Annotated in this window: 17 protein-coding genes and 1 pseudogene; 13 read left to right on the top strand and 5 right to left on the bottom strand. The window is 65.4% G+C overall.

The genetic code is table 11. From position 1 onward, the window contains the following. Positions 1–124 precede the first annotated feature (124 nt). Complete coding sequence (locus DOM33_RS15815) at positions 125–1,771, top strand: methyl-accepting chemotaxis protein (protein ID WP_110670745.1); 1,647 nt, start codon at positions 125–127, stop codon at positions 1,769–1,771. Between the two features lie 117 nt (positions 1,772–1,888). Here DOM33_RS15815 and DOM33_RS15810 read toward each other — a convergent pair whose 3' ends face one another. Beyond that, positions 1,889–2,887 (bottom strand): polysaccharide deacetylase family protein, encoded by a 999-nt coding sequence (locus tag DOM33_RS15810; RefSeq protein ID WP_110670744.1) that lies wholly within the window; start codon positions 2,885–2,887, stop codon positions 1,889–1,891. Positions 2,888–3,355: 468 nt separating this feature from the next. On the opposite strand from DOM33_RS15810, the gene glnA reads away from it, so the two are divergent. The 5 genes from glnA to DOM33_RS15785 all read left to right on the top strand — a co-directional run bounded on the left by glnA (position 3,356) and on the right by DOM33_RS15785 (position 10,130). Beyond that, positions 3,356–4,762, top strand: a complete 1,407-nt coding sequence (gene glnA / locus DOM33_RS15805) for a glutamate--ammonia ligase (protein WP_110670742.1) — start codon at positions 3,356–3,358, stop codon at positions 4,760–4,762. A 227-nt stretch (positions 4,763–4,989) separates the two neighbouring features. Next, positions 4,990–5,541 (top strand): DUF4124 domain-containing protein, encoded by a 552-nt coding sequence (locus tag DOM33_RS15800; protein ID WP_239495401.1) that lies wholly within the window; start codon positions 4,990–4,992, stop codon positions 5,539–5,541. Between the two features lie 224 nt (positions 5,542–5,765). Then, positions 5,766–6,809: a nitrogen regulation protein NR(II) gene (gene glnL, locus DOM33_RS15795; protein ID WP_110670741.1), complete on the top strand. Its 1,044-nt coding sequence runs from the start codon at positions 5,766–5,768 to the stop codon at positions 6,807–6,809. Positions 6,810–6,861: 52 nt separating this feature from the next. Further along, positions 6,862–8,271: a nitrogen regulation protein NR(I) gene (gene ntrC, locus DOM33_RS15790; protein ID WP_110670739.1), complete on the top strand. Its 1,410-nt coding sequence runs from the start codon at positions 6,862–6,864 to the stop codon at positions 8,269–8,271. A 116-nt stretch (positions 8,272–8,387) separates the two neighbouring features. Beyond that, positions 8,388–10,130: an alpha-amylase family glycosyl hydrolase gene (locus DOM33_RS15785; protein WP_110670737.1), complete on the top strand. Its 1,743-nt coding sequence runs from the start codon at positions 8,388–8,390 to the stop codon at positions 10,128–10,130. Between the two features lie 155 nt (positions 10,131–10,285). On the opposite strand, the gene DOM33_RS15780 is transcribed toward DOM33_RS15785, so the two are convergent. After that, positions 10,286–11,395: a cobalamin-independent methionine synthase II family protein gene (locus DOM33_RS15780; protein WP_110670735.1), complete on the bottom strand. Its 1,110-nt coding sequence runs from the start codon at positions 11,393–11,395 to the stop codon at positions 10,286–10,288. A 343-nt stretch (positions 11,396–11,738) separates the two neighbouring features. On the opposite strand from DOM33_RS15780, the gene DOM33_RS15775 reads away from it, so the two are divergent. From DOM33_RS15775 to DOM33_RS15745, 6 genes and pseudogenes are all read left to right on the top strand, one after another. Then, a complete protein-coding gene (locus DOM33_RS15775) occupies positions 11,739–12,602 on the top strand; it encodes an isocitrate lyase/PEP mutase family protein (RefSeq protein ID WP_110670733.1) in 864 nt (287 codons plus the stop codon). 196 nt (positions 12,603–12,798) lie between these two features. After that, complete coding sequence (locus DOM33_RS15765; RefSeq protein WP_110670783.1) at positions 12,799–14,133, top strand: deoxyguanosinetriphosphate triphosphohydrolase; 1,335 nt, start codon at positions 12,799–12,801, stop codon at positions 14,131–14,133. Between the two features lie 514 nt (positions 14,134–14,647). After that, positions 14,648–16,711: a choline BCCT transporter BetT gene (gene betT / locus DOM33_RS15760; RefSeq protein WP_110670731.1), complete on the top strand. Its 2,064-nt coding sequence runs from the start codon at positions 14,648–14,650 to the stop codon at positions 16,709–16,711. Between the two features lie 48 nt (positions 16,712–16,759). Then, positions 16,760–17,068: pseudogene (locus DOM33_RS16485) on the top strand (DUF488 domain-containing protein); the annotation flags it as partial. 207 nt (positions 17,069–17,275) lie between these two features. Beyond that, on the top strand, positions 17,276–18,904 hold the full coding sequence (locus DOM33_RS15750) for a sodium:solute symporter family protein (RefSeq protein ID WP_110670729.1): 1,629 nt from the start codon (positions 17,276–17,278) through the stop codon (positions 18,902–18,904). A 140-nt stretch (positions 18,905–19,044) separates the two neighbouring features. Further along, entirely contained in the window at positions 19,045–19,560 is a 516-nt protein-coding gene (locus DOM33_RS15745; RefSeq protein ID WP_110670727.1) for a hypothetical protein, read from the top strand. Here the strand turns inward: DOM33_RS15745 and DOM33_RS15740 are convergent. After that, a complete protein-coding gene (locus tag DOM33_RS15740; protein ID WP_110670725.1) occupies positions 19,557–20,525 on the bottom strand; it encodes a sugar kinase in 969 nt (322 codons plus the stop codon). The genes DOM33_RS15745 and DOM33_RS15740 overlap by 4 nt on opposite strands. Before the next feature lie 50 nt (positions 20,526–20,575). Then, positions 20,576–21,493: a nuclease-related domain-containing protein gene (locus DOM33_RS15735; RefSeq protein ID WP_110670723.1), complete on the bottom strand. Its 918-nt coding sequence runs from the start codon at positions 21,491–21,493 to the stop codon at positions 20,576–20,578. 285 nt (positions 21,494–21,778) lie between these two features. Here DOM33_RS15735 and DOM33_RS15725 point away from each other — a divergent pair, with 285 nt between their 5' ends. Next, positions 21,779–22,675, top strand: a complete 897-nt coding sequence (locus DOM33_RS15725) for an NAD-dependent protein deacetylase (RefSeq protein ID WP_110670719.1) — start codon at positions 21,779–21,781, stop codon at positions 22,673–22,675. A gap of 24 nt (positions 22,676–22,699) precedes the next feature. Here DOM33_RS15725 and DOM33_RS15720 read toward each other — a convergent pair whose 3' ends face one another. Then, complete coding sequence (locus DOM33_RS15720) at positions 22,700–23,689, bottom strand: aldo/keto reductase (protein WP_110670717.1); 990 nt, start codon at positions 23,687–23,689, stop codon at positions 22,700–22,702. Positions 23,690–23,746: the final 57 nt, after the last annotated feature.

The raw sequence follows: 23,746 nt of genomic DNA, 5'->3' as shown, positions 1-23,746 counted from the left end.
AAACCAAGATCGAGTGCTATCGAGAGGTAAAAAGTTTCAAGTTTCCGGTGTGGTTGCCGAAGAATACTTAGTCGCTCGGGAGAGGCGACGCCCCCCTCAACGGACTGGAAATCTTGTCACTGCCATGAAAAGGATCTTTCACGACATGAGCCTGGGCGCCCGCCTTGGCTTCGGTTTTGCCGTTATCTTGTTGCTGATGTTGATCGTGACCGCCGTGGGTGTGTGGCGAGTTCACGATATCGATGACGGCCTGACCCATATCAACGACGTCAATAGCGTCAAGCAACGTTACGCCATCAACATGCGCGGTAGCGTTCACGATCGAGCCATCGCGGTCCGTGACGCGACGCTCGTCGACGATGCCGAACTGCCGGCCGTGGTATCGCTCATCGAGGCATTGACCGCGGATTTCGAGACCGCCGAGCGAAACATGGATGCCATTCTCGCAGAGCCAGGCAACGTGGCCGAAAGGGATCGTGCGCTCTTCACCGACATCGAAGCGATCCAGGCGCGAACACTTCCGCTAATGGCACGCGTTCTTGAGCTGCGACGCAACGGTGACGTGGCATCGGCACAGAGGGTCGTACTCGAGCAAGCTCGGCCAGCGTTCGTCGACTGGCTGGGGTCCATCAATGCGTTCATCGACTACCAGGAAACGTTGAATCAGGCCGAAGCGGGAATCGTGCGCGACATTGCTGCCGGCTTTCGCTGGCTGATGATCGCGCTGTGCGGTGCCGCGCTGCTGCTGGGCGGCATCATCGCCGTTGCGCTGACGCTGTGGCTCAAGCGCACGCTCGGTGCCGAACCGGCCGACGTCCGCTCGCTGGCGGCCGCCATCGGCCGCGGCCGGCTCGACGTGGCGACGTCCCGCGTTCGCCCCAGCCGCAGCATCATGCACGAGCTGGAGAAGACCGCCGCAACGCTGCGCGAAACCGTATTCGGCGTCCGCCAAAGTGCCAACGCCGTCGCCGCAGCGAGCGTGCGTATCGACGAGGACAACCGCCAGCTCGCCTCCCGGACCCAGTCCCAGGCCGCTGCGCTCGAACAGACTTCCGCCTCCATGGAGGAGCTCGACTCCACCGTGCGTCAGAACGCCGACAACGCCACCCAGGGGGATCGCTACGCCTCGGAAGCGGCCGGCGTCGCCGAACGTGCCGGTGAGGCGTTCTCCGAAGTCGTCACTACCATGCGTGACATTCAGCAGTCGTCGACCCGCATCGCCGATATCGTCAGCCTGATCGACGACATCGCCTTTCAGACCAATATCCTGGCACTCAACGCCTCGGTGGAGGCGGCGCGGGCGAACGAGCATGGCCGGGGCTTTGCGGTGGTCGCCACCGAGGTTCGCAACCTCGCCGGACGGGCTGCGGAAGCGGCGCGCGACATTCGCGGGCTGATCGACAGCAGCGTGGCCAAGACCAACGACGGCGCGCAGCTGGTCGACCGGGCCGGGACGACGATCGACGACGTGCTCGGCGCGATTCGTCGGGTCAGCACCGTCATGGCCGAGATCAGTCAGGCGAGCGTCGAGCAGCGCGCCGGGGTGAGCCAGGTGGGGCAGGCGGTCACCCAGCTCGACCGCACGACGCAGGAGAACGCCAGCATGGCGGACGAGAGCCAGCGCGCCACCCAGGCGCTGCGCGAGCAGGCGGATCAGCTGCTGGCGGCCATGGCCTCGTTCGAGATCGGCGCTGATGACGTCGACGGTTCGGCGGCGACGCCCGCGCCGTCGCGGGCTGGCGCGCCCCAACGAGAGGCGGCGTGGGTCTAGACAAGAGGTTGCGCGGGTCTAGACAAGAGGCCCCGCGGTTCTAGACAAAGAGCCCTCGTGGGTCCGGCAGGAACGTGACGGAATCGCGGTTTCTACCGGAAAGGGGGCGGTGTTCGCCTAGGCCGGCAGATGGCCCAGCAGCCAGTCGAACAGCTTGCCGGAACTGCTGGCCAGCGGCTGCTCGATGACGAAACGCGGCAGCCTTCGCGTATCGGCGCCGGGCTCGAGCCAGCCGGGCGTTCTCGTCAGCCAGCGGGCGTCGGCGTCGAGCGGGGTGAAACGGTCGAGCGACCCGATATCACCCAAGTCGGTGCAGGCGCGGATCGTCAGCGGCTCGCGGCAGAGTCGTGCCAGACGCTGGCGCCCGGTCTGCAGGGCGCGCCGGGCATCGGCGCCGGCGGCGAGCGCCGCGACGTCGCTCAGCTGGCCGAAGCGCAGAAGCCCGCCCTGATCGAGACGACGCACGGTAAAGGCATCCAGCGCCGCGCTCGTCGACGTCTCTTCTCCGGTCAGCCCTTCGCTCCAGAGCCTATCGGCGATCTCTTTGCACCGTAGCGTCGAGCTGCCCGCCAGCATCTCCAGATAGTCGTCGATGGCCTGACTCTTGCGCTCGTCGCAACCGCCGTGGGGCGCCCGCGGCAGTCCGAACTCGGCCAGCCGGGCCGCGACGCGACCATGGTCGCTCTCGTCGTGCCACAGCGCTTCGGCGATCAGCGTGCGATCCGGCATCCACGGCTGGCGCACGGTGGGGTCGGGTAGAAAGATGCTGGCGGGGAACGCCAGGCGCTCGAGCACCGGATGGATCTGGGTGGCGACGTCACGCCAGCCGCCGTCGACGGTGAGCGCGATGCGTGGAAGCTGGTCGTGATGCAGGTGCAGCGCGCTGTCGAGGCTGACGATCTGCGCACTCTCGGCGAGGCTTGCGATCAGCTGCTGCAGGCTCTCCGGCCCCAGGCAGGCGCCGCGACGATGCGGCAGACGCGCTTCGTCTTCGCTTGCCAGCACACGGTTGATCGCAAGGATAGCGCTGCGGCCCCAAAGCGGCTCGCTCACACTGCGCCGCCAGTGACCGCGCAGGCGCTGTACCACACTCTGGGGGCGTTCCAGTCTGGCCATCGCAACTCCCTTTGCGGCGCGCACCCGCCGCGTCCACGACCCCGGTTCGTCGGTCGATTATTCCCGATTCATCGGTCGATTATTGTTAGCCGTCCGTTGCTCGACTGCCGAGATCGAGGATATTCGCTGGCTTGACGGAATGCGACCGTCGCGTGGCGACGCGTGAATGCATCCTTGTGGTGCAAAATGTCTAAAAAAGCACCTTTGCAGTGCGCAGGTCGTATCGTCATCGGCGCGCGAGGGGCCTCGACGGCAGCCGATGGCGCGCAGTCCGATTCGGGTATCGGAAAAATCCTTCGCTAAATCAGAGCGCTAAAAGACAGTGGGTGGTACCTGCGCCATTTTGGCACATTCTCTGCATTTCCCTGGGAAACGTTGTGCACGTGGGCAATCGCCTTTGGTGCATGCTAAAAAGCGGTGTTGGACATTCGCCAACGAATCGAGCCCCGGCTCACAGTGGAGGACAACATGTCTGAGAAAACCCTCGCCCTTATCGAAGAACACGACGTCAAGTGGATCGATCTGCGCTTTACCGATACCAAGGGCAAGGAGCAGCACGTCACGATCCCGGCCAGCGCCATCGACGACGAGTTCTTCGAAGACGGCCAAATGTTCGACGGCTCTTCCATCGAAGGCTGGAAGGGCATCAACGAGTCGGACATGATCCTGCGTCCGGAAGACGGCACCGCCTTTCTCGACCCGTTCACCGAAGACGCCACGCTGATCCTGCGCTGTGACATCATCGAGCCGGCCACCATGCAGGGCTACGAGCGTGATCCGCGCTCCATCGCCAAGCGCGCCGAGGCCTATCTCAACAGCACCGGCCTTGGCGACACCGCCTTCTTCGGCCCGGAGCCGGAGTTCTTCATCTTCGACGAGGTCCACTTCAAGACCGACATCGAAGGCTCGATGTACAAGATCTCCTCGGAAGAGGGTGCCTGGGCCACCGATCGTCAGTTCGAAGGCGGCAACCTGGCGCACCGTCCGCGGGTCAAGGGCGGCTACTTCCCGGTACCGCCGGTCGACAGCTTCCACGACATCCGTAGCGCGATGTGCAACACCCTCCAGGCGATCGGCCAGAGCGTCGAAGTCCATCACCACGAAGTGGCGAACGCGGGCCAGAACGAGATCGGCGTCAAGTTCAACACGCTGGTGAAGAAGGCCGACGAAGTCCAGGAGATGAAGTACGTCATCCACAACGTCGCCCACGCCTACGGCAAGACCGCGACGTTCATGCCCAAGCCTCTGGTCGGCGACAACGGCTCCGGCATGCACGTGCACCAGTCGTTCTGGAAGGACGGTCAGAACCAGTTCGCCGGCGACGAGTACGCGGGCCTGTCCGAAATGGCGCTCTACTACATCGGCGGCGTCATCAAGCACGCCCGCGCGCTGAACGCCTTCACCAACGCCTCGACCAACTCCTACAAGCGTCTGGTGCCGGGTTTCGAAGCGCCGGTCATGCTCGCCTACAGCGCGCGTAACCGCTCCGCCTCGATCCGTATTCCGTACACGTCGAACCCGAAGGGCAAGCGCGTCGAGACTCGCTTCCCCGACCCGACCGCCAACCCGTATCTCGCGTTCGCGGCGATGCTGATGGCGGGCATCGACGGCATCAAGAACAAGATTCATCCGGGCGACGCCATGGACAAGAATCTCTACGATCTGCCGCCGGAAGAGGGCAAGAAGATCCCGACCGTCGCCAAGAGCCTGGATCAGGCGCTGGAAGCGCTCGATGCCGATCGTGCCTTCCTCACCGAAGGCGGCGTCTTCACCGACAGCATGATCGATGGCTACATCGAGCTGAAGAGCGAAGAAGTCGATCGTCTGCGCATGGCGACTCACCCGGTCGAATTCGAGCTCTACTACAGCGTCTGAGCCCGGTCGGCGTTCGCGAACCTGCGCAACGAAAGCCCCGCCTCGGCGGGGCTTTTTTCGTGGAGTGGCGTAGCGCCCGAACCGCCCGCAAGGAACCGGCAGCGCCGGCCGATAAGGGGGAAAACCTCGAGGAGCGAGCGGCAATGCGAATATCGACCGGCAGGGCACGACCTGCCAAGGCACGACCGAGCGGGGCACGACCGAGCATCGCAGGGCGGAGCATCGTTTTGCTGAGCCTTGGGCTGATGAGCCTCGGCCTGCTGACCGGATCGGCCTGGGCGGCGTCGGTCTACAAGCATCGCGCCGCCGACGGCAGCGTGGTCTTCAGCGACGAACCGCAAGCCGGCGAGCGGGTCGATCTGCAGCCGATCACCGTGGTCGACCCAGAGCGCCCGGCGGCGGTCTCCCCCTCACGGCCCGACGACACAGACACCCGGTCGGAGGCGTTCGAGTACGCGCGATTCGCGATCGCCTCGCCGAGCGACGAGCAGACGCTGCCGACGGGGCAGGCGGGTAACGTGCAGGTCCAGCTCGACATCGATCCCGCGCTGCGCCAGGGCGATCGCGTGCAACTGCGCGTGAACGGCGAGGTTCGCCAGTCGCCGATGCACACGCGGGTCTTTGCCCTCACCGGACTCGATCGGGGGGAGTATCGTCTCGTCGCGGAGCTGGTGGATACAGGCGGACAGGTACGACTGGCGACGGCGCCGGTGACCCTCTACGTGCAGCGCGCCAGCGTCAATCTGCCCGCCAATCCCAACAACCCCAACGCCCGCTGAGCCAGAGCGTTCGATGCACCGCCATCGGGCGTCTGGATGGGTTTGTGCGATGGCACCTGTCGTCGATTCACCGCTTATTGCCTCGACACCGATCAGTGGTGCGCCATTTTGGTGCATCATTATCGTTGCAGGCTCGCGCTGAGGGCGATCCTGACCGCCTGCCGTCACTGGCGCGGTTTTTGCACTGTATGAGCACATGCCGGATCACCACGATGGAACGACGTATGTATCAACGTTTGCTGGAGCATCTGACGACCGCGGTGGTGCTGCTCGACGAGCACCTTCGGGTGCGTTGGCTCAACCCCGCCGCCGAAGCGCTGCTGGCGGCGAGCCGGCCGCGCGTCGTCGGCCACTGGCTCGAATGCCTGGCCGGTGAGAACGATGCCATTCGCGTGGTACTGCAAAAGGCGATGCAGGAGTTCCACCCCTATACCCAGCGTGAAGCGACGCTGGTACTGCCCTCGGGCGAATCGGTGACGGTGGACTTCACCGCCACGCCGATGACCAGTCGCGAGCTGCTGGTCGAGATCGAGCCCCGCGACCGCCTGATGCGGATCTCCCGGGAAGAGGCGCTGATCGCCCGCCAGGAGACGGTCAAGGTGCTGATGCGTGGGCTCGCCCACGAAGTGAAGAACCCGCTCGGCGGCATCCGCGGGGCGGCGCAGCTGCTCGAGCGCGACCTGCCGGATGCGCAGTTGACGGAGTTCACCCACATCATCGTCGAAGAGGCGGATCGGCTGCGCGATCTGGTCGATCGGATGCTCGGACCCAATGCGCTCATCCGGCACGAGCCGCTCAACGTCCACAAGGTGCTCGAGCGAGTCCGCGCACTGCTCGAGGCCGAGCATGCCGAGCTTGGCTTCGAGCGCGACTACGACCCCAGCGTGCCGGATCTGATCGGCGACGAGGCCCAGCTCATCCAGGCCACGCTCAATATCGCGCGCAACGCCGTGCAGGCGATGGAGGAGCACGCCACGCCCTCGCCGCGCCTGCTGCTGCGCACGCGGGTACGCCGCCAGTTCACCCTCGGCGTGGAGCGCCATCGCATGGTCTGCGAGGTGGCGATCGTCGACAACGGGCCGGGCATTCCCGAACACATCCGCGAGACGCTGTTCTTTCCCATGGTCTCCGGGCGTGCCGAAGGCAGCGGTCTGGGGCTCTCCATCGCCCAGTCGATCCTGCATCAGCACCAGGGGCTGATCGAGTGCGAATCCCGCCCCGGTGCCACCGAGTTTCGTCTGCTGATACCGCTCGAGGCCTCGCCATGAGTCGTGAGCGCCGCCATTGCGAAGCCATCTTTCCTACAGCCGGAGAACCGTCATGACCGATGTCGCTCGTATCGTGATCGTCGACGACGACCGCGCCATCCGCTGGGTGCTCGAGCGAGCGCTGGCGCAGCCGGATCTCGAGGTGACCAGCTTCGATCGCGCCGATACCGCGCTCGAGTCGATCGAACGCCACCCGCCGGACGTACTGCTCACCGATATCCGCATGCCCGGTCTCGACGGACTCGATCTGATGGCGAAGGTGCGGGAGAAGAACCCCGACCTGCCGGTGATCGTGATGACCGCGCACTCGGATCTGGACAGCGCCGTCGCCTCCTATCAGGGCGGCGCCTTCGAGTATCTGCCCAAGCCGTTCGACGTCGACGACGCCCTGGCTCTCGTGCGTCGCGGCGTGGCGCATGCGCGGGAACGCCGCTCGCCGGCGGCGATGCCGGAAGGGCTCTCGGCCGAGATCATCGGCGAGGCGCCGGCGATGCAGGAGGTGTTTCGTGCCATCGGCCGGCTGTCGCAGTCGCACATCACCGTGCTGATCAACGGCGAGTCCGGTACCGGCAAGGAGCGCGTCGCTCAGGCGCTGCACCAGCACAGCCCGCGCCGCGGCAATCCCTTCATCGCGCTCAACATGGCGGCGATCCCCAAGGATCTGATGGAGTCCGAGCTCTTCGGTCACGAAAAGGGCGCTTTCACCGGCGCCACGGCGCAGCGCCGCGGACGCTTCGAGCAGGCCGACGGCGGCACGCTGTTTCTCGACGAGATCGGCGACATGCCGGCGGAGACGCAGACCCGGCTGCTGCGCGTGCTCGCCGACGGCGAGTTCTATCGGGTCGGCGGCCATGTACCGGTCAAGGTGGACGTGCGCATCATCGCCGCCACCCATCAGCACCTCGAGGCGCTGGTGAGCGACGGCCGCTTTCGAGAGGATCTCTTCCACCGCCTCAACGTCATCCGCGTGCATCTGCCGAAACTGGCCGAGCGCCGCGAGGACATTCCGCGTCTTGCCCAGCACTTTCTCGCCGAGGCGGCCAAGGAGCTCTCCGCCGAACCCAAGGTCCTCACCGAGAGCGCCGAGACGCATCTGACGCGCCTGTCGTGGCCGGGCAACGTGCGCCAGCTCGAGAACACCTGCCGCTGGCTGACGGTGATGGCGTCCGGCCGTGAGGTGCTGGTCGACGACCTGCCGCCGGAGCTACGCGCCATCCAGGCGGACGCCACCACCAGCAACGATTGGCGCCACGCCTTTCGCGAATGGGCCGACCGCGCGCTGGCCTCCGGTCAGACGCATCTTCTGGAAGAGGCGGTGCCGGACTTCGAACGCATCCTGATCGAGACCGCGCTCAAGCATACCGGCGGGCGCAAGGGCGAGGCGGCGGAGCTGCTCGGCTGGGGACGCAACACGCTGACGCGCAAGCTCAAGGTGCTGCTGCCGGCGCTGGCCGACGAGTGAACCGAGATAACGTGAGTTAACGTCGGCGGCGAGAGCATCTACGCTGGGAACGTTCATGCGTGTCCGGCCTGGGGGCAAGCCGGACGTCAACGATATTGGTAACAACGTGAGGGCCCATGCTCGACATGACGCAGTGGTGGCGCGGTAGCGTCATCTATCAGATCTACCCGCGGAGTTTTCTCGACGCTCGCGGCGACGGCGTCGGCGATCTGCCGGGCATCACCGCCAATCTCGACTACGTCGCCGAACTCGGCGTCGATGCGATCTGGATCTCGCCGTTCTTCCCGTCGCCGATGAAGGATTTCGGCTACGACGTCACCGACTACCGCGGCGTCGATCCGATGTTCGGTTCCTTCCACGATTTCCAGATGCTGCTCGAGCGGGCCCACGAGCTGGGGCTGAAGGTGATCATCGATCTGGTGCTCAGCCACACCTCGGATCAGCATCACTGGTTCGTGCAGAGTCGCAGCTCGCGGGAGAACCAGAAGTCGGACTGGTACGTCTGGGCCGATCCCAAGCCCGACGGCACGCCGCCCAACAACTGGCTGTCGTTCTTTACCGGCAGCGCCTGGACCTTCGACAGCCGCCGTCGCCAGTACTATCTGCACAATTTCCTGTCGTGCCAGCCGGATCTCAATTTCCACAACCCGGCGGTCCGCCAGGCGCAGCTGGACAACGCCCGCTTCTGGCTCGACATGGGCGTCGACGGTTTTCGCCTCGATACCTCCAACTTCTACTTTCACAGCGCCGAGCTCGAGAACAATCCGGCACTCGGCAGCGGCGAGATCAAGACGCCGAGCGTACCCGCCTCAAATCCCTACTCGATGCAGCGTCATCAGTTCGACATCAGTCAGCCGGAGAACCTGGGCTTTCTCGCCGAGCTGCGAAAGCTCATGAACGAGTACCCGGAGACGGTCACCGTCGGCGAGATCTCCGACGACCGCCCGCTCGAGCGCATGGTCGAGTACACCAAGGGCGACGACCATTTGCACATGGCCTACACCTTCGATCTGTTCGATGCCAAGTTCGAGGCCCGCGAGCTTCGCAACATCATCGAGCACTTCCAGTACTACGCCGGCGACGCGTGGCCGTGCTGGGCGCTGTCGAACCATGACGTCATGCGCGTGGTCTCGCGCTGGACCAGCGCTGAGCATCTCGAGCAGCGCGGCCCGCAGGTCGCCCAGCTCGCCACGGTGATGCTCTGCTCGCTCTACGGCAGCGTCTGTCTGTATCAGGGCGAGGAGCTGGGCCTGCCGGAGGGCGACGTGCCCTACGAGCGGCTGGTCGATCCCTACGGGCTGGCGCTGTGGCCGGACTACAAAGGGCGTGACGGCTGCCGTACGCCGATGCCCTGGACCGATGGCGAACGCGGCGGCTTCTCTACCGCCGAGCCGTGGCTGCCGGTGGACGTGCATCATCGCCGACTCAGCGTGGACCGCCAGACCCAGGAGCCCGACAGCACGCTCAACGCGAACCGGCGCTTTCTGCGCTGGCGCAAGTCACAGCCGGCGATGCTCGGCGGCACCCTGATCCTGAGCGACTTCGACGACGAGCTGCTGGGCTGGCTGCGGGTCTCCCGCGATCAGGCGATTCTGGCGGTGTTCAACCTCACCGATCGGACCCGGACCACCACACTGCCTGCCGGCGCCGGGGATTTTGCCTATCGCGATGGCTTCGCGGCCGAGCTCGACGAGGGCACGTTGACGCTGCCGGCATTCCAGGCGGCGTTCATCGAGGTCGCTCGCGAGAGCATCGACCCGCAGGCGCTGATCGAGCAGGAGCCCGACCCCGAGCGCCAGGGATTTCTGCAGCGTCTGCTGAGCTCACTGATGGGGCAGGACGACGGTCGACCGCACTGACTCGCGTTTCGGCGTCAAAGATCGTATTCGACGGCCAGGATCGTCTTGACGCCGAAGACCGCACCCTCGACGCCGAACGCCGACCCCGCAAGGGTCGGCGTTCGGCGTTATCGCGCTGAATCGTGAATCAGCGCCCGGCGTGTCGACCCTGAGGATCAGTCGCCCCAGATCTCGCGGGCCAGATCCACGGTGAGGCGAATCTTCTCCCACTGATCCTGCTCGGCGAGGTCGTTGCCCTCTTCGGTGGAGGCGAAACCGCACTGCGGGCTCAGGCAGAGCTGGCGCTTGTCGACGAACCGCGTGGCCTCCTCGAGGCGCGCACGCACCGCGGCCGGGTCTTCGAGCTGGCCGGTCTTGGTGGTGATCAGGCCAAGCACCGCCTGCTGATGACCCTCGGGGACGAAGCGCAGCGGGTCGAAGCTGCCGGCGCGGTCGCTGTCGTACTCGAGGAACCAGGCATCGACGTTCACCTTGCCGAAGAGCGTCTCGGCCACCGGCTCGTAGCCCCCCTCGCTGATCCAGGTCGAGCGGAAGTTGCCACGGCAGACGTGCAGGCCGACGTGTAGATCGTCCGGCTTGTCGGCCAGCGCGTGATTGAGCATCTCGGCGTAGATCGACTGCAGCCGGTCAGGGTCGTCGCCCCGGTCGCGCGCGGCCTGCAACTCCTTCTCCGAGCAGAGATAGGCCCACACGGTATCGTCGAGCTGCAGGTAGCGGCAGCCGGCGTCGTAGAAAGCGTGCACCGCCTCGCGATAGGCATCCGCCGTGTCGGCGAAAAAGGCGTCGAGACTCGGGTAGACGTCGCTGTCGATCTTCCTGCGCCCGCCGCGGAAGTGCAGAACGCTTGGGCTGGGAATCGTCATCTTGGGGGTGACGCCGGCAACGCTCGCCAGGTAGCGGAAGTGATCCAGCATCGGGTGGTTGGCATCGAAGCCGACCTTGCCGTCGACGCGAATCTGCTTGGTCGAGGTCTCCTTGCCCTGGAACTGGATACCGTGCTCGCCGAAGTAGCCGGTAACCCCGTTCAAGTGCTCGAGAAAGTCGAAGTGCCACCAGGCGCGGCGAAACTCGCCGTCGGTGACGACGTTCAGGCCGGCTGCCTCTTGCTGCTCGACGACTCGACGAATCTCGCGATCCTCGACGGCTTTCAGCGCCGACGCGTCGATCTCACCCTGCTGGAACCGGGTGCGCGCCTGCTTGAGCGCGGCAGGGCGCAGGAAGCTACCGACGATATCGGCTCGGAATGGGGGATGCGGTTGTGACATGACTCGAACCTCGACGGGAACGGCGACGCCTCTGGCGCGCGGTGCTGGATGACGATACTGAGGCCGCTAATCATGCGGTCTCCCCGTAAGGAGAGCCAATGAAGTCCGTTCAGGCGCAACATGTAGCTCGCTCATGTTGGCGTATTGGCCGCTCCCCGGCGTGATCCGGGGCTAAGACGTTAGTGCTAGAATCGCCAACCATGACGGCGCCCGGACAGTCGCATTCCGGCGCCGATCGCGCCACGCGCTAGCGATACCGTGAATCGCGGCCAGGGCGCGGGGGCCGTTTTCCAGTGCTCGACGTCCAGAGCCGTCTCGTTCGTTCCAACTGCAGGAGTCATCCATGGCGACACCCTCTCAGCACGATCTCCGCTGCGCCTTTCGCGAACGGCTGGCGAGCGATACCTGCTTCTACACGGCCTCGGTCTTCGATCCGATGTCGGCGCGTATCGCTGCGGATCTGGGCTTCGAGGTCGGTATCCTCGGCGGTTCGGTCGCCTCGCTGCAGGTACTGGCGGCGCCGGATTTTGCGCTGATCACGCTGAGCGAGTTCGTCGAGCAGGCCACGCGGATCGGTCGAGTATCGCGGCTGCCGGTGATCGCCGATGCCGACCACGGCTACGGCAACGCGCTCAATGTCATGCGTACCGTCACCGAGCTCGAGCGGGCCGGCGTCGCGGCGCTGACGATCGAAGATACGCTGCTGCCGGCGCAGTACGGTCACAAGTCCACCGATCTGATTCCGGTGGAAGAGGGCGTCGGCAAGATGCGCGCCGCACTCGAGGCGCGCATCGACCCGGCCATGGCGATCATCGCCCGAACCAACGCCGGCCAGCTCGACGACGAGTCGGCCGTGGCGCGGGTGCGGGCCTATCAGGCCGCGGGTGTCGACGCCATCTGTGTCGTCGGCGTGCGCGACTTTGAACATCTCGAGAAGCTCGCCTCGGTGCTCACCGTGCCGCTGATGCTGGTCACCTACGGCAACCCGGCGCTTAGCGACAGCGCCCGGCTGGCCGAGCTCGGCGTGCGCATCGTGGTCAACGGTCACGCCGCCTACTTCGCCGCGATCAAGGCGACCTACGACTGCCTGCGCGAACAGCGCGACATCGCCACCAACGATCTCGATGCCTCGCAGCTCTCGACCCGCTACTCGACGCTAGAGGAGTATCGGATCTGGGCGCGGGAGTACATGGACGTGAAGGAATAAGCCAAGAGCTGCGAGAGAAAACTGCGGCGATAAGCCCTTGAGAATGAGTCCCGCCAGATTAGCTGCTTGACTCGCTGAGCGGTCGCGACATGCTGTCAGCCTCGAAGCTCGAAGCTCGAAGCTCGAAGCTCGAAGCTCGAAGCTCGAAGCTCGAAGCTCGAAGCTCGTGGCCAATGCCGTTCACCTGGAGAGACCGATGACCGCCATGCAGTGGGAACACCTGCTCGACCCCATCCGTCTGCACGATGCCCGGACGTCGCGCGGCGAGATCGGTCGCAGCCCGTTCCACAAGGACTACGATCGCATCGTCTTTTCCGGCTCGTTTCGCCGGCTGGGGCGCAAGACGCAGGTCCATCCGCTCACCGACAACGATCATATCCACACCCGGTTGACCCACTCGCTGGAGGTGGGCTGCGTCGGGCGCAGTCTCGGCATGATCGTGGGGGAAGAGCTGCGCGAGCGTCTGCCGGCGTGGGTGAGTCCGGCGGATCTCGGGGTGATCGTCCAGGCGGCGTGTCTCGGCCATGACATCGGCAACCCGCCGTTCGGCCACGCCGGCGAGTACGCCATTCGGGACTGGTTCAAGTGGACCGAGCACGCCGGTAGCGGGCTGCTCGACGGCCTCGACGAGGCCCAGCGCAACGACCTGCTCACCTACGAGGGCAACGCCCAGGGTTTTCGCGTCGTCACGCAGATCGAGTACAACCAGTTTCGCGGCGGCATGAAGCTCTCCGCGGCGACTCTGGGTACGCTTTTGAAATACCCCTGGACCGTGGAGCACGGCGGGGCGATGGGCAAGTTCGGCTGCTACCAGTCGGAGAAGGCGCTGCTGGAGGAGGTCACCGAGCGTCTCGGCATGAAGCAGGTGGGCGAGTCGAAGTGGTGCCGTCATCCGCTCGCCTATCTGGTCGAGGCCGCCGACGACATCTGCTATGCGCTGCTCGACCTCGAGGACGGCCTGGAGATGGGCATCCTGCGCTACGAGGAGGTCGCCGACGTGCTGCTGCAGATCGCCGGCGAGCCGCCCCAGGGCTATGAGGGAATGGCGGAGGCCGGTGTATCGCAGCGCCGCCGTATCGCCGCGCTTCGCGGGGCGGCGATGGAGCGGGCGGTCAACGAGGTGGGGGCGGTCTTCGTGCAGCACGAGACCGCGCTGCTCAACGGCGCGCTCACCGAGGATCTGCTCGAGCTCTGCCATCCGGATCTGACCTGGGGCGTGGCCTCGGCCAAGCAACTCGCCCGGGAGCGAATCTTCCAGAACGAACGCAAGGCGAAGCTCGAGATCGGCGCCTACACCACGCTGGGCATTCTGCTCGAGGCGTTCATCGGCGCCGCCCACGAGCTGCATCACACCGGGCAGTCATCGTTCAAGCATCAACGCGTACTGGCGCTGATCGGCGAGAACACGCCCAAGCCTTCCTGGCCGCTCTACGAGAGCTATCGGCGCATGCTCGACTTCATCGGCGGCATGACCGATCACTACGCCGTCGAACTCGCCCAGGAGATGGGCGGGCGTCTCAAGGGCGACTGATCCCGGCAGCGAATGGTGCGGGTGAAGGCCGACCGCCGCCAGGGCGGCGGCTGCCAGGATGACGACGCGAAGGGCGCGTCGTGACGTGAGCCGTCACCCGCGCCCTGTTCTTTGACGGTCCTCTCGCGCGCGATCTGCCTCGAACGCCCTTTCTCGATAGACTCTTCTCGATAGACCTTCCCCGAACGATTTTCCTCGGATCCTCCCGGGGGGCGAGGCGCATCTTCTGCCTGCGCCATCACTTTCGATAACGCAGCGTGCTGTATTGAAAGCCCATCGATAACGCCGTATTTTAATTGGCCGATCAATAAAAAAAGAGAGCGCCGTGTGTTCGAGGCCGATCGAGCCAACCTTCTCTGGCTAACCGGGGGGAACTCGACTTAACTCAGTCGGGGGCAACGGCCCCACGCGGGCACTCAGGATCGATGCCGATGCCAAGTCACGGGATTCGCGTCCGGACAGGGGCAGTAAGCGGGGTCGATCAACAACAACGAACCGACAAGATGGGAGCCGCATGACCAACAGTCCCGATCCTCAATCGAGAACCGAAGACCGCCTCAACCCGGTCGTCTTCTATGGATCCGTGATCGGCATCGTCGTCTTCTCGCTGTGGGCGATGGTGGCAACCGAACAGGCCAACGGCATCATCAATGCGCTGCTTGGCTGGATCTCCAACACTTTCGGCTGGTACTACTTTCTTACCGTCGTCATTTACCTCGCTTTCGTGATCTTCATCGGCGTCTCGCGCTTCGGCAAGATCCGGCTCGGCCCGGAGCACTCGCGGCCCGACTTCAACATCTTCTCCTGGTCGGCGATGCTCTTCTCCGCGGGGATCGGGATCGGCGTGATCTTCTTCGCCCTCGCCGAACCGCTGACCCAGTTCTACAACGCGCCCAACGCGCCGGACGATCAGGTGGCCGCCGCGCGTCACGCCATGCAGATCACCTTTCTCCACTGGGGAATGTCGGGCTGGGGGATCTACACGCTGATCGGAATGGCGCTGGCGTTCTTCAGCTATCGTCACAATCTGCCGCTGACCATCTCCAGCGCGCTCTATCCCATCTTCGGCAAGCGGATCTTCGGCCCGATCGGTCACGTGGTCGACATCGCCGCGGTGCTGGGGACGGTATTCGGGATCGCGGCGAGCCTGGGAATCGGCGTCATCCAGTTGAATTTCGGACTGGATTTCATGTTCGGCATCACCGAGAGCGTCTGGACGCAGACGGCACTGGTGCTGATGATCGTGGCATTCGCGACCATCTCCGCGGTCACCGGTGTCGAGCGAGGCATCCGCCGGCTCTCCGAGTTCAACATTCTGCTGGCGGTGGCGCTGCTGCTGTTCGTGCTGTTCGCCGGCAAGACGATCTTCCTGCTCAACGCGCTGGTGATGAACGTCGGCGACTATCTGTCGAACTTCGTCTCGATGTCGTTCAACACCTACGCCTTCGATCGTCCCACCGATTGGCTCAACGCCTGGACGCTCTTCTTCTGGGCCTGGTGGATCGCCTGGGGCCCGTTCGTGGGACTCTTCCTGGCGCGCATCTCACGCGGTCGCACCATCCGGACGTTCGTCGCCGGTACGCTGACGCTGCCCATCGCGTTCATGATGATCTGGATGTCGATCCTGGGTAACAGCGCCATCGACATGGCAATGAATGGCGCTTCCGAGTTCGGTCAGCAGGTCATGGACAACCCGCCGGGGGGGATCTATCTGTTCCTGCAGGAGTATCCGTTCCCGCTCTTCACTACCGCCGCGGTGAGCATCCTGGCGATCGTGTTCTTCATCACCTCGGGTGACTCCGGGGCGCTGGTACTGTCGAACTTCACCTCGCATCTGAAAGACGTCAACAGCGATGCGCCCATCTGGATGCGCATTCTTTGGTCGGCGGTGATCGGCGTGCTGACACTGTCACTGCTGCTTGCCGGCGGGCTCTCGACGCTGCAGAGCGCAGTGGTGATCACCGGTCTGCCGTTCTCGATCGTGCTCTTCTTCATGATCGCCGGACTCTACAAGGCGCTGAAGGTCGAGGCGTTCAAGGAGGACAGCCATCGTCTGAGCCTGTCGGGATCGCTTTCCGGACGCATGGCGCCGAGCGGACGCGAGCAGAACTACGACTGGCGTACGCGCCTGAAGCGAGCGATGTCCTTCCCCGATCGCAACGAAGCCAACCGCTTTCTGGCCGAGACCGGCCGCCCGGCAATGGAGGCGGTGCGTGACGAACTGGTCAAGCAGGGTGTCAGCGTCGACATCACCGAGGGCGCCCAGAACGACGACGACTATCTGTCGCTCTACGTCGATCTCGGCAGCGAGCAGAACTTCACCTACCAGATCTGGACGCATCCGTTCTCGATGCCGTCGTTCGCCATGCGCACGCCGCGCAGCAGCGGTCGCTACTATCGTCTGGAGGTCTATCTGCTCGAGGGGAGCCAGGGCTACGACCTGACCGGCTACACCCAGGCGCAGGTGATCGACGACATTCTCGATCAGTACGAGCGCCACCTGCAGTTCCTCCACATGAACCGCGAGGATCCGAGCAGCATCAACATGCCGGACAGCCCGGAGCAGCCTCCGGCCTGACCCGCTCGCGTTCACGACAGACCCCGGCCATGTGCCGGGGTTTTTCGTATGCGCAGCTGTCGGTCGTGTCGATTGGCTACGCTGCCAGCGTCGATCGAGGCTTTTCCGGCGGAGGACGAGATGAGGGTTCAGCTCAAACGTCTCTACGACGAGACGAACGAGGGCGACGGCCACCGGGCACTGGTCGACGGCATGTGGCCGCGCGGGGTGGCGAAGGCGGATGCGTCCATCGACGCGTGGTATCGAGATCTGGCGCCGTCGAAATCGCGTCGTGAGTGGTTCGGTCACGACCGTGACCGTTGGGAGAAGTTCTACGCGGCCTACCGCGAGGAGCTTCGCCGAGCCGATTCTCGGCTGACGCAGACGCTTCGTGAGCACGCGCAGAACGGGGGGGGTAACGCTGGTCTACGCGGCAAAAGACGAGGTGTACAACAACGCCGTGGTACTGCGCGATTGCCTCAAGCGTCGCTGAGCGCCAGTGCCCGCCGCGTCGGGAGGCTCGGCAGCGTGGCGATCAAAACGTGATACGTTGAGAGCGTCGATAACAACAATTCGAGGTGGGCCGTGGGTGACTTCACGCTGATCGATACCCTCGTTCTGATCGTCTACGTCGCGGGCATCGCCTGGCTGGGTGCGCGCTTCGGCAAGGATCAGGAGAGCACGCAGGACTACTTTCTCGGCGGGCGAAAGATTCCCGGCTGGGCCATCGGGCTTTCGGTCATGGCGACCCAGGCCAGCGCCATCACCTTCATCGGCGCGCCGGGCTGGGGTTTCGACGGCGGCCTGGAGCGGCTGGCCACCTTCATCAACGTACCGCTGGCGATGGCGGTGCTGATCGTGGTGCTGGTCCCTATCTTCCACCGCGCCGGCATCTACAGCATCTACGAGCTGCTCGAGCGCCGTTTCGGCCCGGTCACCCGCTCGCTGGCGGCACTGCTGTTTCTCGTTGCTCGCGGGCTCGCCACCGGCGTGGTGCTCTACGCCCCGGCACTGGTGCTCGCCGTGGTCACCGGCTGGAACGTCAACGTCACCATCGTGCTGATGGCGGTGATCGCCGTGAGCTATACCGTGCTCGGCGGTATCAGCGCCGTCATCTGGACCGACGTGGTGCAGATGTTCGTGCTCTGGCTCGGCGCCATTCTCAGCATGGTGCTGATGGTCACGAGTCTGCCCGGCGGCTGGAGCGATGTCTTTGCGTACGGCGCCGCCAACGGGCTTTTCGATACGCTCGATTTCTCTCTCGACCCCACCGTGACCTACTCGATCTGGGCCGGGTTGATCGGCGGCGTGGTGATGCACGTCGCCTACTTCGGGACCGACCAGAGCCAGATTCAGCGCGTGCTCACCAGCCCCTCCATTGCCGAGGGGCAGCGATCCTTGCTGATCGGCGGCTATCTGCTGGTGCCGCAGATGCTGCTCTTTTTGTTCATCGGCGTGATGCTTGCCGCCTACTATCAGCAGCACGGCCTCACCGCGCCGGAAAACCTCAACGAGCTGTTCCCGCGCTATGTGGTGGAGGCGTTTCCGGTGGGCATCACCGGACTCGTGATCGCCGGGGTCTTCGCCGCGGCGATGTCGAGTCTCGACTCCGCGCTGAACTCCCTCTCCGCGGTAACGGTGCGCGACTTCTACGCCCGCTACGTTCGCCGCGATGCCAGCGAGCGCCACTACCTTCGCGCCTCGCGCTGGGCGACCGTCTTCTGGGGACTCTATGCCACCGCCTTTGCCTTCTTCGCCGGCAATCTCGGCCCGGTGATCGAGGCGGTCAACCGCATCGGCTCCTGGTTCTACGGCGCGCTGCTCGGGGTCTTTCTACTGGCGGTGCTGACCCATCGCAGCAACGGTCGTGGCGCGGTGGCTGGAATGATCGTCGGCATGGCGGCGGTCTGGGCCGCCTCGCAGCTGGGTATTTCCTGGCTCTATCAGAACGCGGTGGGGCTCATCGTCTCGATGGGTGTGGGCTATGCGGTGAGTCTGACCGCGCCGGCGCCAGGCCGTGAGCAACTCGCCGATGTGGCCATCGACGAGACCGCCCCCGACATGCAGGCGGTGCTCAAGGGGCGAAGCGCCAATGCCGAAGCGGTCGGCGACGACGCCCGCGTCACGCGCCGACGCTGCATCGGACTGATCGTCTGGTTCTTCTTGAGTCTCGCCGCCCTCGGCGCGCTACAGCTCTGGGCCAACGCCCAGTGAGGGGGCCGGCGAACATGGCCGAGAGGGAGAAGGCGAACATGGCCGAGAGGAGGAAGGCGAATATCGCCGAGAGAGCATCGGCCAACCCGGTCGGAGCGACATCGGCGGGATCGCCCGAGGCTGCGGGCAACGAGACGGCCATGGCGCCCGCCCGGCTGGCCCGCCGGCTCGATGCGAAGGGTGCGCGCAGGCGGCTCGCTCGCTTCGGTGCGGCGCGCTTCGAGCCCGCTCAGATCACGCTGTGGGCGGTGGCGATCGGCGGCACGTCGGCGAACCCGGTATCGGCGCCCGCCGCCTGGCTGCTGGCGAGTTCGCTGACGCCCCGCGCGCTGCTCTGGCCGGGGACACTGGCGTTCGAAGACGGGCCGGGCAGTGTGGACGAGCACTGGCTCCCCGGCGGCGACTGTCCGTCGGCCACGACTTTCGAGCGCCTCTGGCTGTGGGAGCGGCTGGCCCGACCTCGGCGCTGGGGGCTTCGCGTGCAGTCCGACACCTGTCGCCCGGTGGCGCTGCCGCTGTGGCTCGGTTATCACGACGGTCGTCGCACCCGGCTGATCGTGCTCAGCGGCGTCTCCGGCGAGCCGCTGGCCTCGCTCAAGCCTGCGGTGCTGGCGGGATTGGGGGCGGAACCGGCTACCCGGAGTCGCGGACGCTAGATCGCCTCGCCGCTGCGCTCCATCGCGGTGAGTTCGTCACGATTCGGCAAGCCTTCCATATCGCCGATTACCTGCACCTGCCGCGCGCCGATGAGGTTGCCGCGGTGCAGGGCTGCGGGCCAGTCGAGCCCGTCGAGGCGGGCGCTGACCACACCCACGGCGAAGCCATCGCCGGCGCCGACGGTATCGATGACCTTCTCGACCGGCGAGCCGTCGACGCTACCCTCCTGCTCGGCGGTACGGAAGTAGCTCCCCTCGGGACCGAGTTTGATCACCACGGCCTTGGCACCGCGGTCGAGATAGAAGCCGGCGATGTCGTGGGCGGTATCGAAACCGGTGAGTATCCGGCCCTCGGCGAGCCCGGGCATGACGAGGTCGGCCTTGGCGGCGAGGGCGTTGAGGGTCTCTTTCATCACCGCTTCGCTCGGCCAGAGGGTGGGCCGCAGGTTGGGGTCGAAGGAGATCGACAGCCCCGCCGCTCGGGCGCGCTCGAAAAGGGTCGTCGAGAGTTCGCGGGCGCTGTCGGAGAGCGCCGGGGGAATGCCGGTGGCGTGAAGGTGACGGGCGCGGTCGATCGCCACGTCATCGGCATCGGCGGGGGCGAGGTGGCTGGCGGCGCTGTGACGACGGACGTACTCGACGTGCGGGTCGGCGCCGTCGACGGCACGTTCCTTGAATACCAGACCGGTGGCGTGAGCGTCGTCCCGAATCACGTGGCGGCAGTCGAGCCCTTCGGCTTCCAGCGCCCGCTGCAGAAAGGCGCCGTTGTGATCCGCTCCCACGCGCGAGAGCCAGCGCACGTCGAAGCCGAGTCGCGCCAGGCCGATGGCGACGTTGGTGTCGGCGCCGGCGGTGCGTCGGCCGAAGCGAGTCACGGCATCGAGCGGGCCGCTCTCTTCTGCGACGAACAGTGCCATCGCTTCGCCAAAGGTCAGCACGTCGAAGGAGGAATCGGATACGGGCATGGGCTCTCCAGGGTTGAAAACGAATGGGGCGGGTCGAGGCGATCGACGTATCAGCGTGGCGACGGCCGGCTGCGGCGGTAACGCCGCGAGCGCTTGTCGAGCCGTTCCACCAGGCGCTGGCGGTCTGCGTCGTCGAGGGTTTCGGGGGCCATGGCGGTGAGCTTGGCGGCCAGGTCGACGCCGTCGAGTACGTAGATGTCGCGGCGCGTGCCGAGGTGCTCCGTCTCGTCGTCGATCGTCCAGCCGGGCAGCACCAGTACGCCGAATACCGGCACGTTCAGATCGGCATGGCGGGCGATCCAGTGGCTCAGCCATACCGTCGCCATGCGCACCTTGCCGAGGGTGCGGCGCTCGCTCCAGCCGGGGAAGCGCAGCCGCTGCGACTCGACGGCGACGGTCTTGTTGGCGGTGCCGTCGAGATCCAGCGGGAAATCCCGCGCCATGGTCTGAATGACGAAGACGCCCTGAGGCGTCACCAGCACGTTGTCGATGCTGTAGCTATCCGCGGGGAAATCGTGGAAGACGAAGTAGGGTGTCGCCTGCGGGCGAATCAGATGGTCCAGCGCCTGGCCGACGGCCAGTTCGCAGGCGAGGCTGCGAGTCAGGCGGCGCACCCGCTGCACGTCGCGCAGGATCAGAAAACCGAAGATCATCGCCAGCAGCGTGCTGACCGCACCGTAAAGCGACCATTCGAGCCAGCTCTGCTCGTCGGCGAACAGAATGCGCCCCATGCCGTAGACCAGCGGCATCAGCGTGAGCGTGGGCGCGAGCGTGGCATCGAGAAAGAACGTGGCGCGAGCGCGCTCCAGCCGGTTGCGGTGGACCTGCGCGATCTCGCGGATCGTTTCGTCGCCGTGGGGCGAGCGCAGTTCGATACTGCTGATGTCGCGGAGCGTGATCGCGACCAGCGCGGCGGCGCCCAGTGGGGCCAGGAAAATCAGCGGCAGCAGGTATTCCAGCCAGGCCATGAGCGATTGTCCTTGGAGTGGCGTGGGATGCGGGGCGACAGGCACGATTGCGTCATTCTAGCCGAGGTCGTGTGCCGACTGCGACGCCGACGAACCGGCGACCGCGATTCGTTCGACCGCAACCGGTTGCGCTTGATCCGTAGCGAGCCCGGTCGCGTATAGCGTGTATCCGACGTGATCGACCACCTTGTGATCAGAAACGATCGCAGGCGCGTGCGCCGCCGCCTGCGACTCGACCTCGACCGGTGAACGCCGATCAGTGAACCCCAACCAGTGAGGCAATGCATGTTCGACGACGCAGTGGAGGGAATCGACGCGCTCACCGAATTCGTGGCGCGCCACCCGCGACTTTTCGTGCTGACGGGGGCCGGTGTGAGCACCGACTGCGGGATTCCCGACTATCGGGACGCTCGCGGCGACTGGAAGCGACCGCCGCCGGTCAGTCATCAGAAGTTCATGGGCAGTCTCGAGGTGCGAAAGCGCTACTGGGCGCGCAGTCTGGTGGGGTTCCGGGCGCTGGCCGGCGCGCATCCCGGGCAGGCGCATCGTGCGCTCTCCACGCTCGAGCGCGAAGGGCGGATCACGCGGCTGGTGACCCAGAACGTCGACGGCCTGCATCAGCGCGCCGGCTCGCGCCGGGTGACCGACCTCCACGGCCAGGCGGATACCGTCAAGTGCATGCGCTGCGGGGCGACGATGATGCGCCACGCGCTTCACGACGAGCTGGCGCGGCGCAATCCCGCCTGGCTCGAGCTGAGTGCGGAGGTCGGTCCGGACGGCGACGCGGACCTCGACGGCCACGACTTCTCGAGCTTCGACGTGCCCACCTGCCAGCGCTGTCATGTCGGCACTCTGAAACCCGACGTGGTCTTTTTCGGTGACAACGTTCCCAAGCCTCGCGCCGAGCTCGCGTTCGCCGCGCTCGACGAGGCGGATGCCATGCTGGTGGTGGGGTCGTCGCTGATGGTCTATTCCGGTTTTCGCTTTGCACGCCATGCCGTACGCACCGAAAAGCCCATCGCCTGCATCAATCTGGGCACCACCCGCGCCGACGATCTCTTCACGCTGAAGATCGCCGCCCCGGTCGCGCCGGCGCTGGAGGCACTCGTCGCGAGTCTTGCGGGGCGAACGCAAGAAAGCCCGGCGACCGCCGGACCCTCGAGCGTACTGGGTGCGGGCTGAAAGCCGGAAGGGGTGGACCTGTGCTTACCCGCGGGTCGGCGGGGCCATGAACTCGGGGCCGACAGGGTCGGTGACGTGCTTGGCGAGAATGGCGTCGATCATCGCCATTTCATCGTCGCTGAGCGACCAGCCGGTGATGCCGCCCAGCGGCTCGACCTGCTCGGGTTTGCGCGCGCCCCAGAGCGCGACGATGTTCGGCGAGCGGTCGAGAATCCAGCGCACGGCGAGTTCGAGTACCGTCTTGTCGTGACGCGCGGCGACGTCACGCAGCGCCTCGACGGCGGCAAGACACTGCTCGAAGCGCGGCGACTGGAATTTCGGATCCTTGTTGCGCAGATCGTCACCGTTGAAGGTGTAGTCGGTGTGCATCTTGCCGGTGAGCAGTCCGCGACACAGCGCGCCATAGGTGAGCAGCGTCAGGTCGTTGCGCTCGGCATAGGGCAGCATCTCCCGGTCGATATCGCGCTCGAACAGGTTATAGGGCGGCTGAACGGTATGAAGCGGCGCTACCTGACGAAACGCATCGCACTGCTCGGAGGTGAAGTTGCTCACGCCGATCGCGCGGATCTTGCCCTCGCGGTGAAAGCGCGCCATCGCCTCGGCAGTCTCTTCGATCGGGACCAGCGGGTCCGGCCAGTGAATCTGATAAAGATCGATGTAGTCGGTCTTGAGTCGACGCAGCGAGTCGTCGAGCTCTTGCTTCAGTCGTTCGGCGGTCGCGTTGCGCTTCGGGCCGCCGGTGTCGGACCACTCCAGGCCCGCCTTGGTGGCGAGCACCATTCGCTCCCGCCGGTTACCATCAGCGAGCGATTTGCCCACCACTTCCTCGGAGTGGCCGAAACCGTAGGCGGGCGCAGTGTCGATCAGCGTGACGCCGCGATCCATGGCGGCGTGGATGGTGCGTTCGGCGTTGGCGTCGTCCGTGCCGCCCCACATGCGCCCGCCCATCGCCCAGGTCCCCAGGCCAATGCGCGACATCTCGATATCCGTACCGGGTAGCTTGCGCGTTTCCATGCTCTCTCCCTTGGCTCGATTCGGCGCCGTTGCGCGCGAACCCTGTGATGGTCTGAC

The organism is Salinicola halophilus (genome assembly GCF_003206155.1).
Taxonomy (GTDB): domain Bacteria; phylum Pseudomonadota; class Gammaproteobacteria; order Pseudomonadales; family Halomonadaceae; genus Salinicola; species Salinicola halophilus.
Note: the sequence above shows the minus strand (reverse complement) of the source record. Positions and strands in the feature narration are given on the sequence as shown.

Bases quoted from the DNA above. Each gene is read 5' to 3' on its own strand.
- DOM33_RS15815 (WP_110670745.1), top strand. From the start codon at position 125: ATGAAAAGGATCTTTCACGACATGAGCCTGGGCGCCCGCCTTGGCTTC.
- DOM33_RS15810 (WP_110670744.1), bottom strand. From the start codon at position 2,887: ATGGCCAGACTGGAACGCCCCCAGAGTGTGGTACAGCGCCTGCGCGGT.
- glnA (WP_110670742.1), top strand. From the start codon at position 3,356: ATGTCTGAGAAAACCCTCGCCCTTATCGAAGAACACGACGTCAAGTGG.
- glnL (WP_110670741.1), top strand. From the start codon at position 5,766: ATGTATCAACGTTTGCTGGAGCATCTGACGACCGCGGTGGTGCTGCTC.
- ntrC (WP_110670739.1), top strand. From the start codon at position 6,862: ATGACCGATGTCGCTCGTATCGTGATCGTCGACGACGACCGCGCCATC.
- DOM33_RS15785 (WP_110670737.1), top strand. From the start codon at position 8,388: ATGCTCGACATGACGCAGTGGTGGCGCGGTAGCGTCATCTATCAGATC.
- DOM33_RS15780 (WP_110670735.1), bottom strand. From the start codon at position 11,395: ATGTCACAACCGCATCCCCCATTCCGAGCCGATATCGTCGGTAGCTTC.
- DOM33_RS15775 (WP_110670733.1), top strand. From the start codon at position 11,739: ATGGCGACACCCTCTCAGCACGATCTCCGCTGCGCCTTTCGCGAACGG.
- DOM33_RS15765 (WP_110670783.1), top strand. From the start codon at position 12,799: ATGACCGCCATGCAGTGGGAACACCTGCTCGACCCCATCCGTCTGCAC.
- betT (WP_110670731.1), top strand. From the start codon at position 14,648: ATGACCAACAGTCCCGATCCTCAATCGAGAACCGAAGACCGCCTCAAC.
- DOM33_RS15745 (WP_110670727.1), top strand. From the start codon at position 19,045: ATGGCGCCCGCCCGGCTGGCCCGCCGGCTCGATGCGAAGGGTGCGCGC.
- DOM33_RS15740 (WP_110670725.1), bottom strand. From the start codon at position 20,525: ATGCCCGTATCCGATTCCTCCTTCGACGTGCTGACCTTTGGCGAAGCG.
- DOM33_RS15735 (WP_110670723.1), bottom strand. From the start codon at position 21,493: ATGGCCTGGCTGGAATACCTGCTGCCGCTGATTTTCCTGGCCCCACTG.
- DOM33_RS15725 (WP_110670719.1), top strand. From the start codon at position 21,779: ATGTTCGACGACGCAGTGGAGGGAATCGACGCGCTCACCGAATTCGTG.
- DOM33_RS15720 (WP_110670717.1), bottom strand. From the start codon at position 23,689: ATGGAAACGCGCAAGCTACCCGGTACGGATATCGAGATGTCGCGCATT.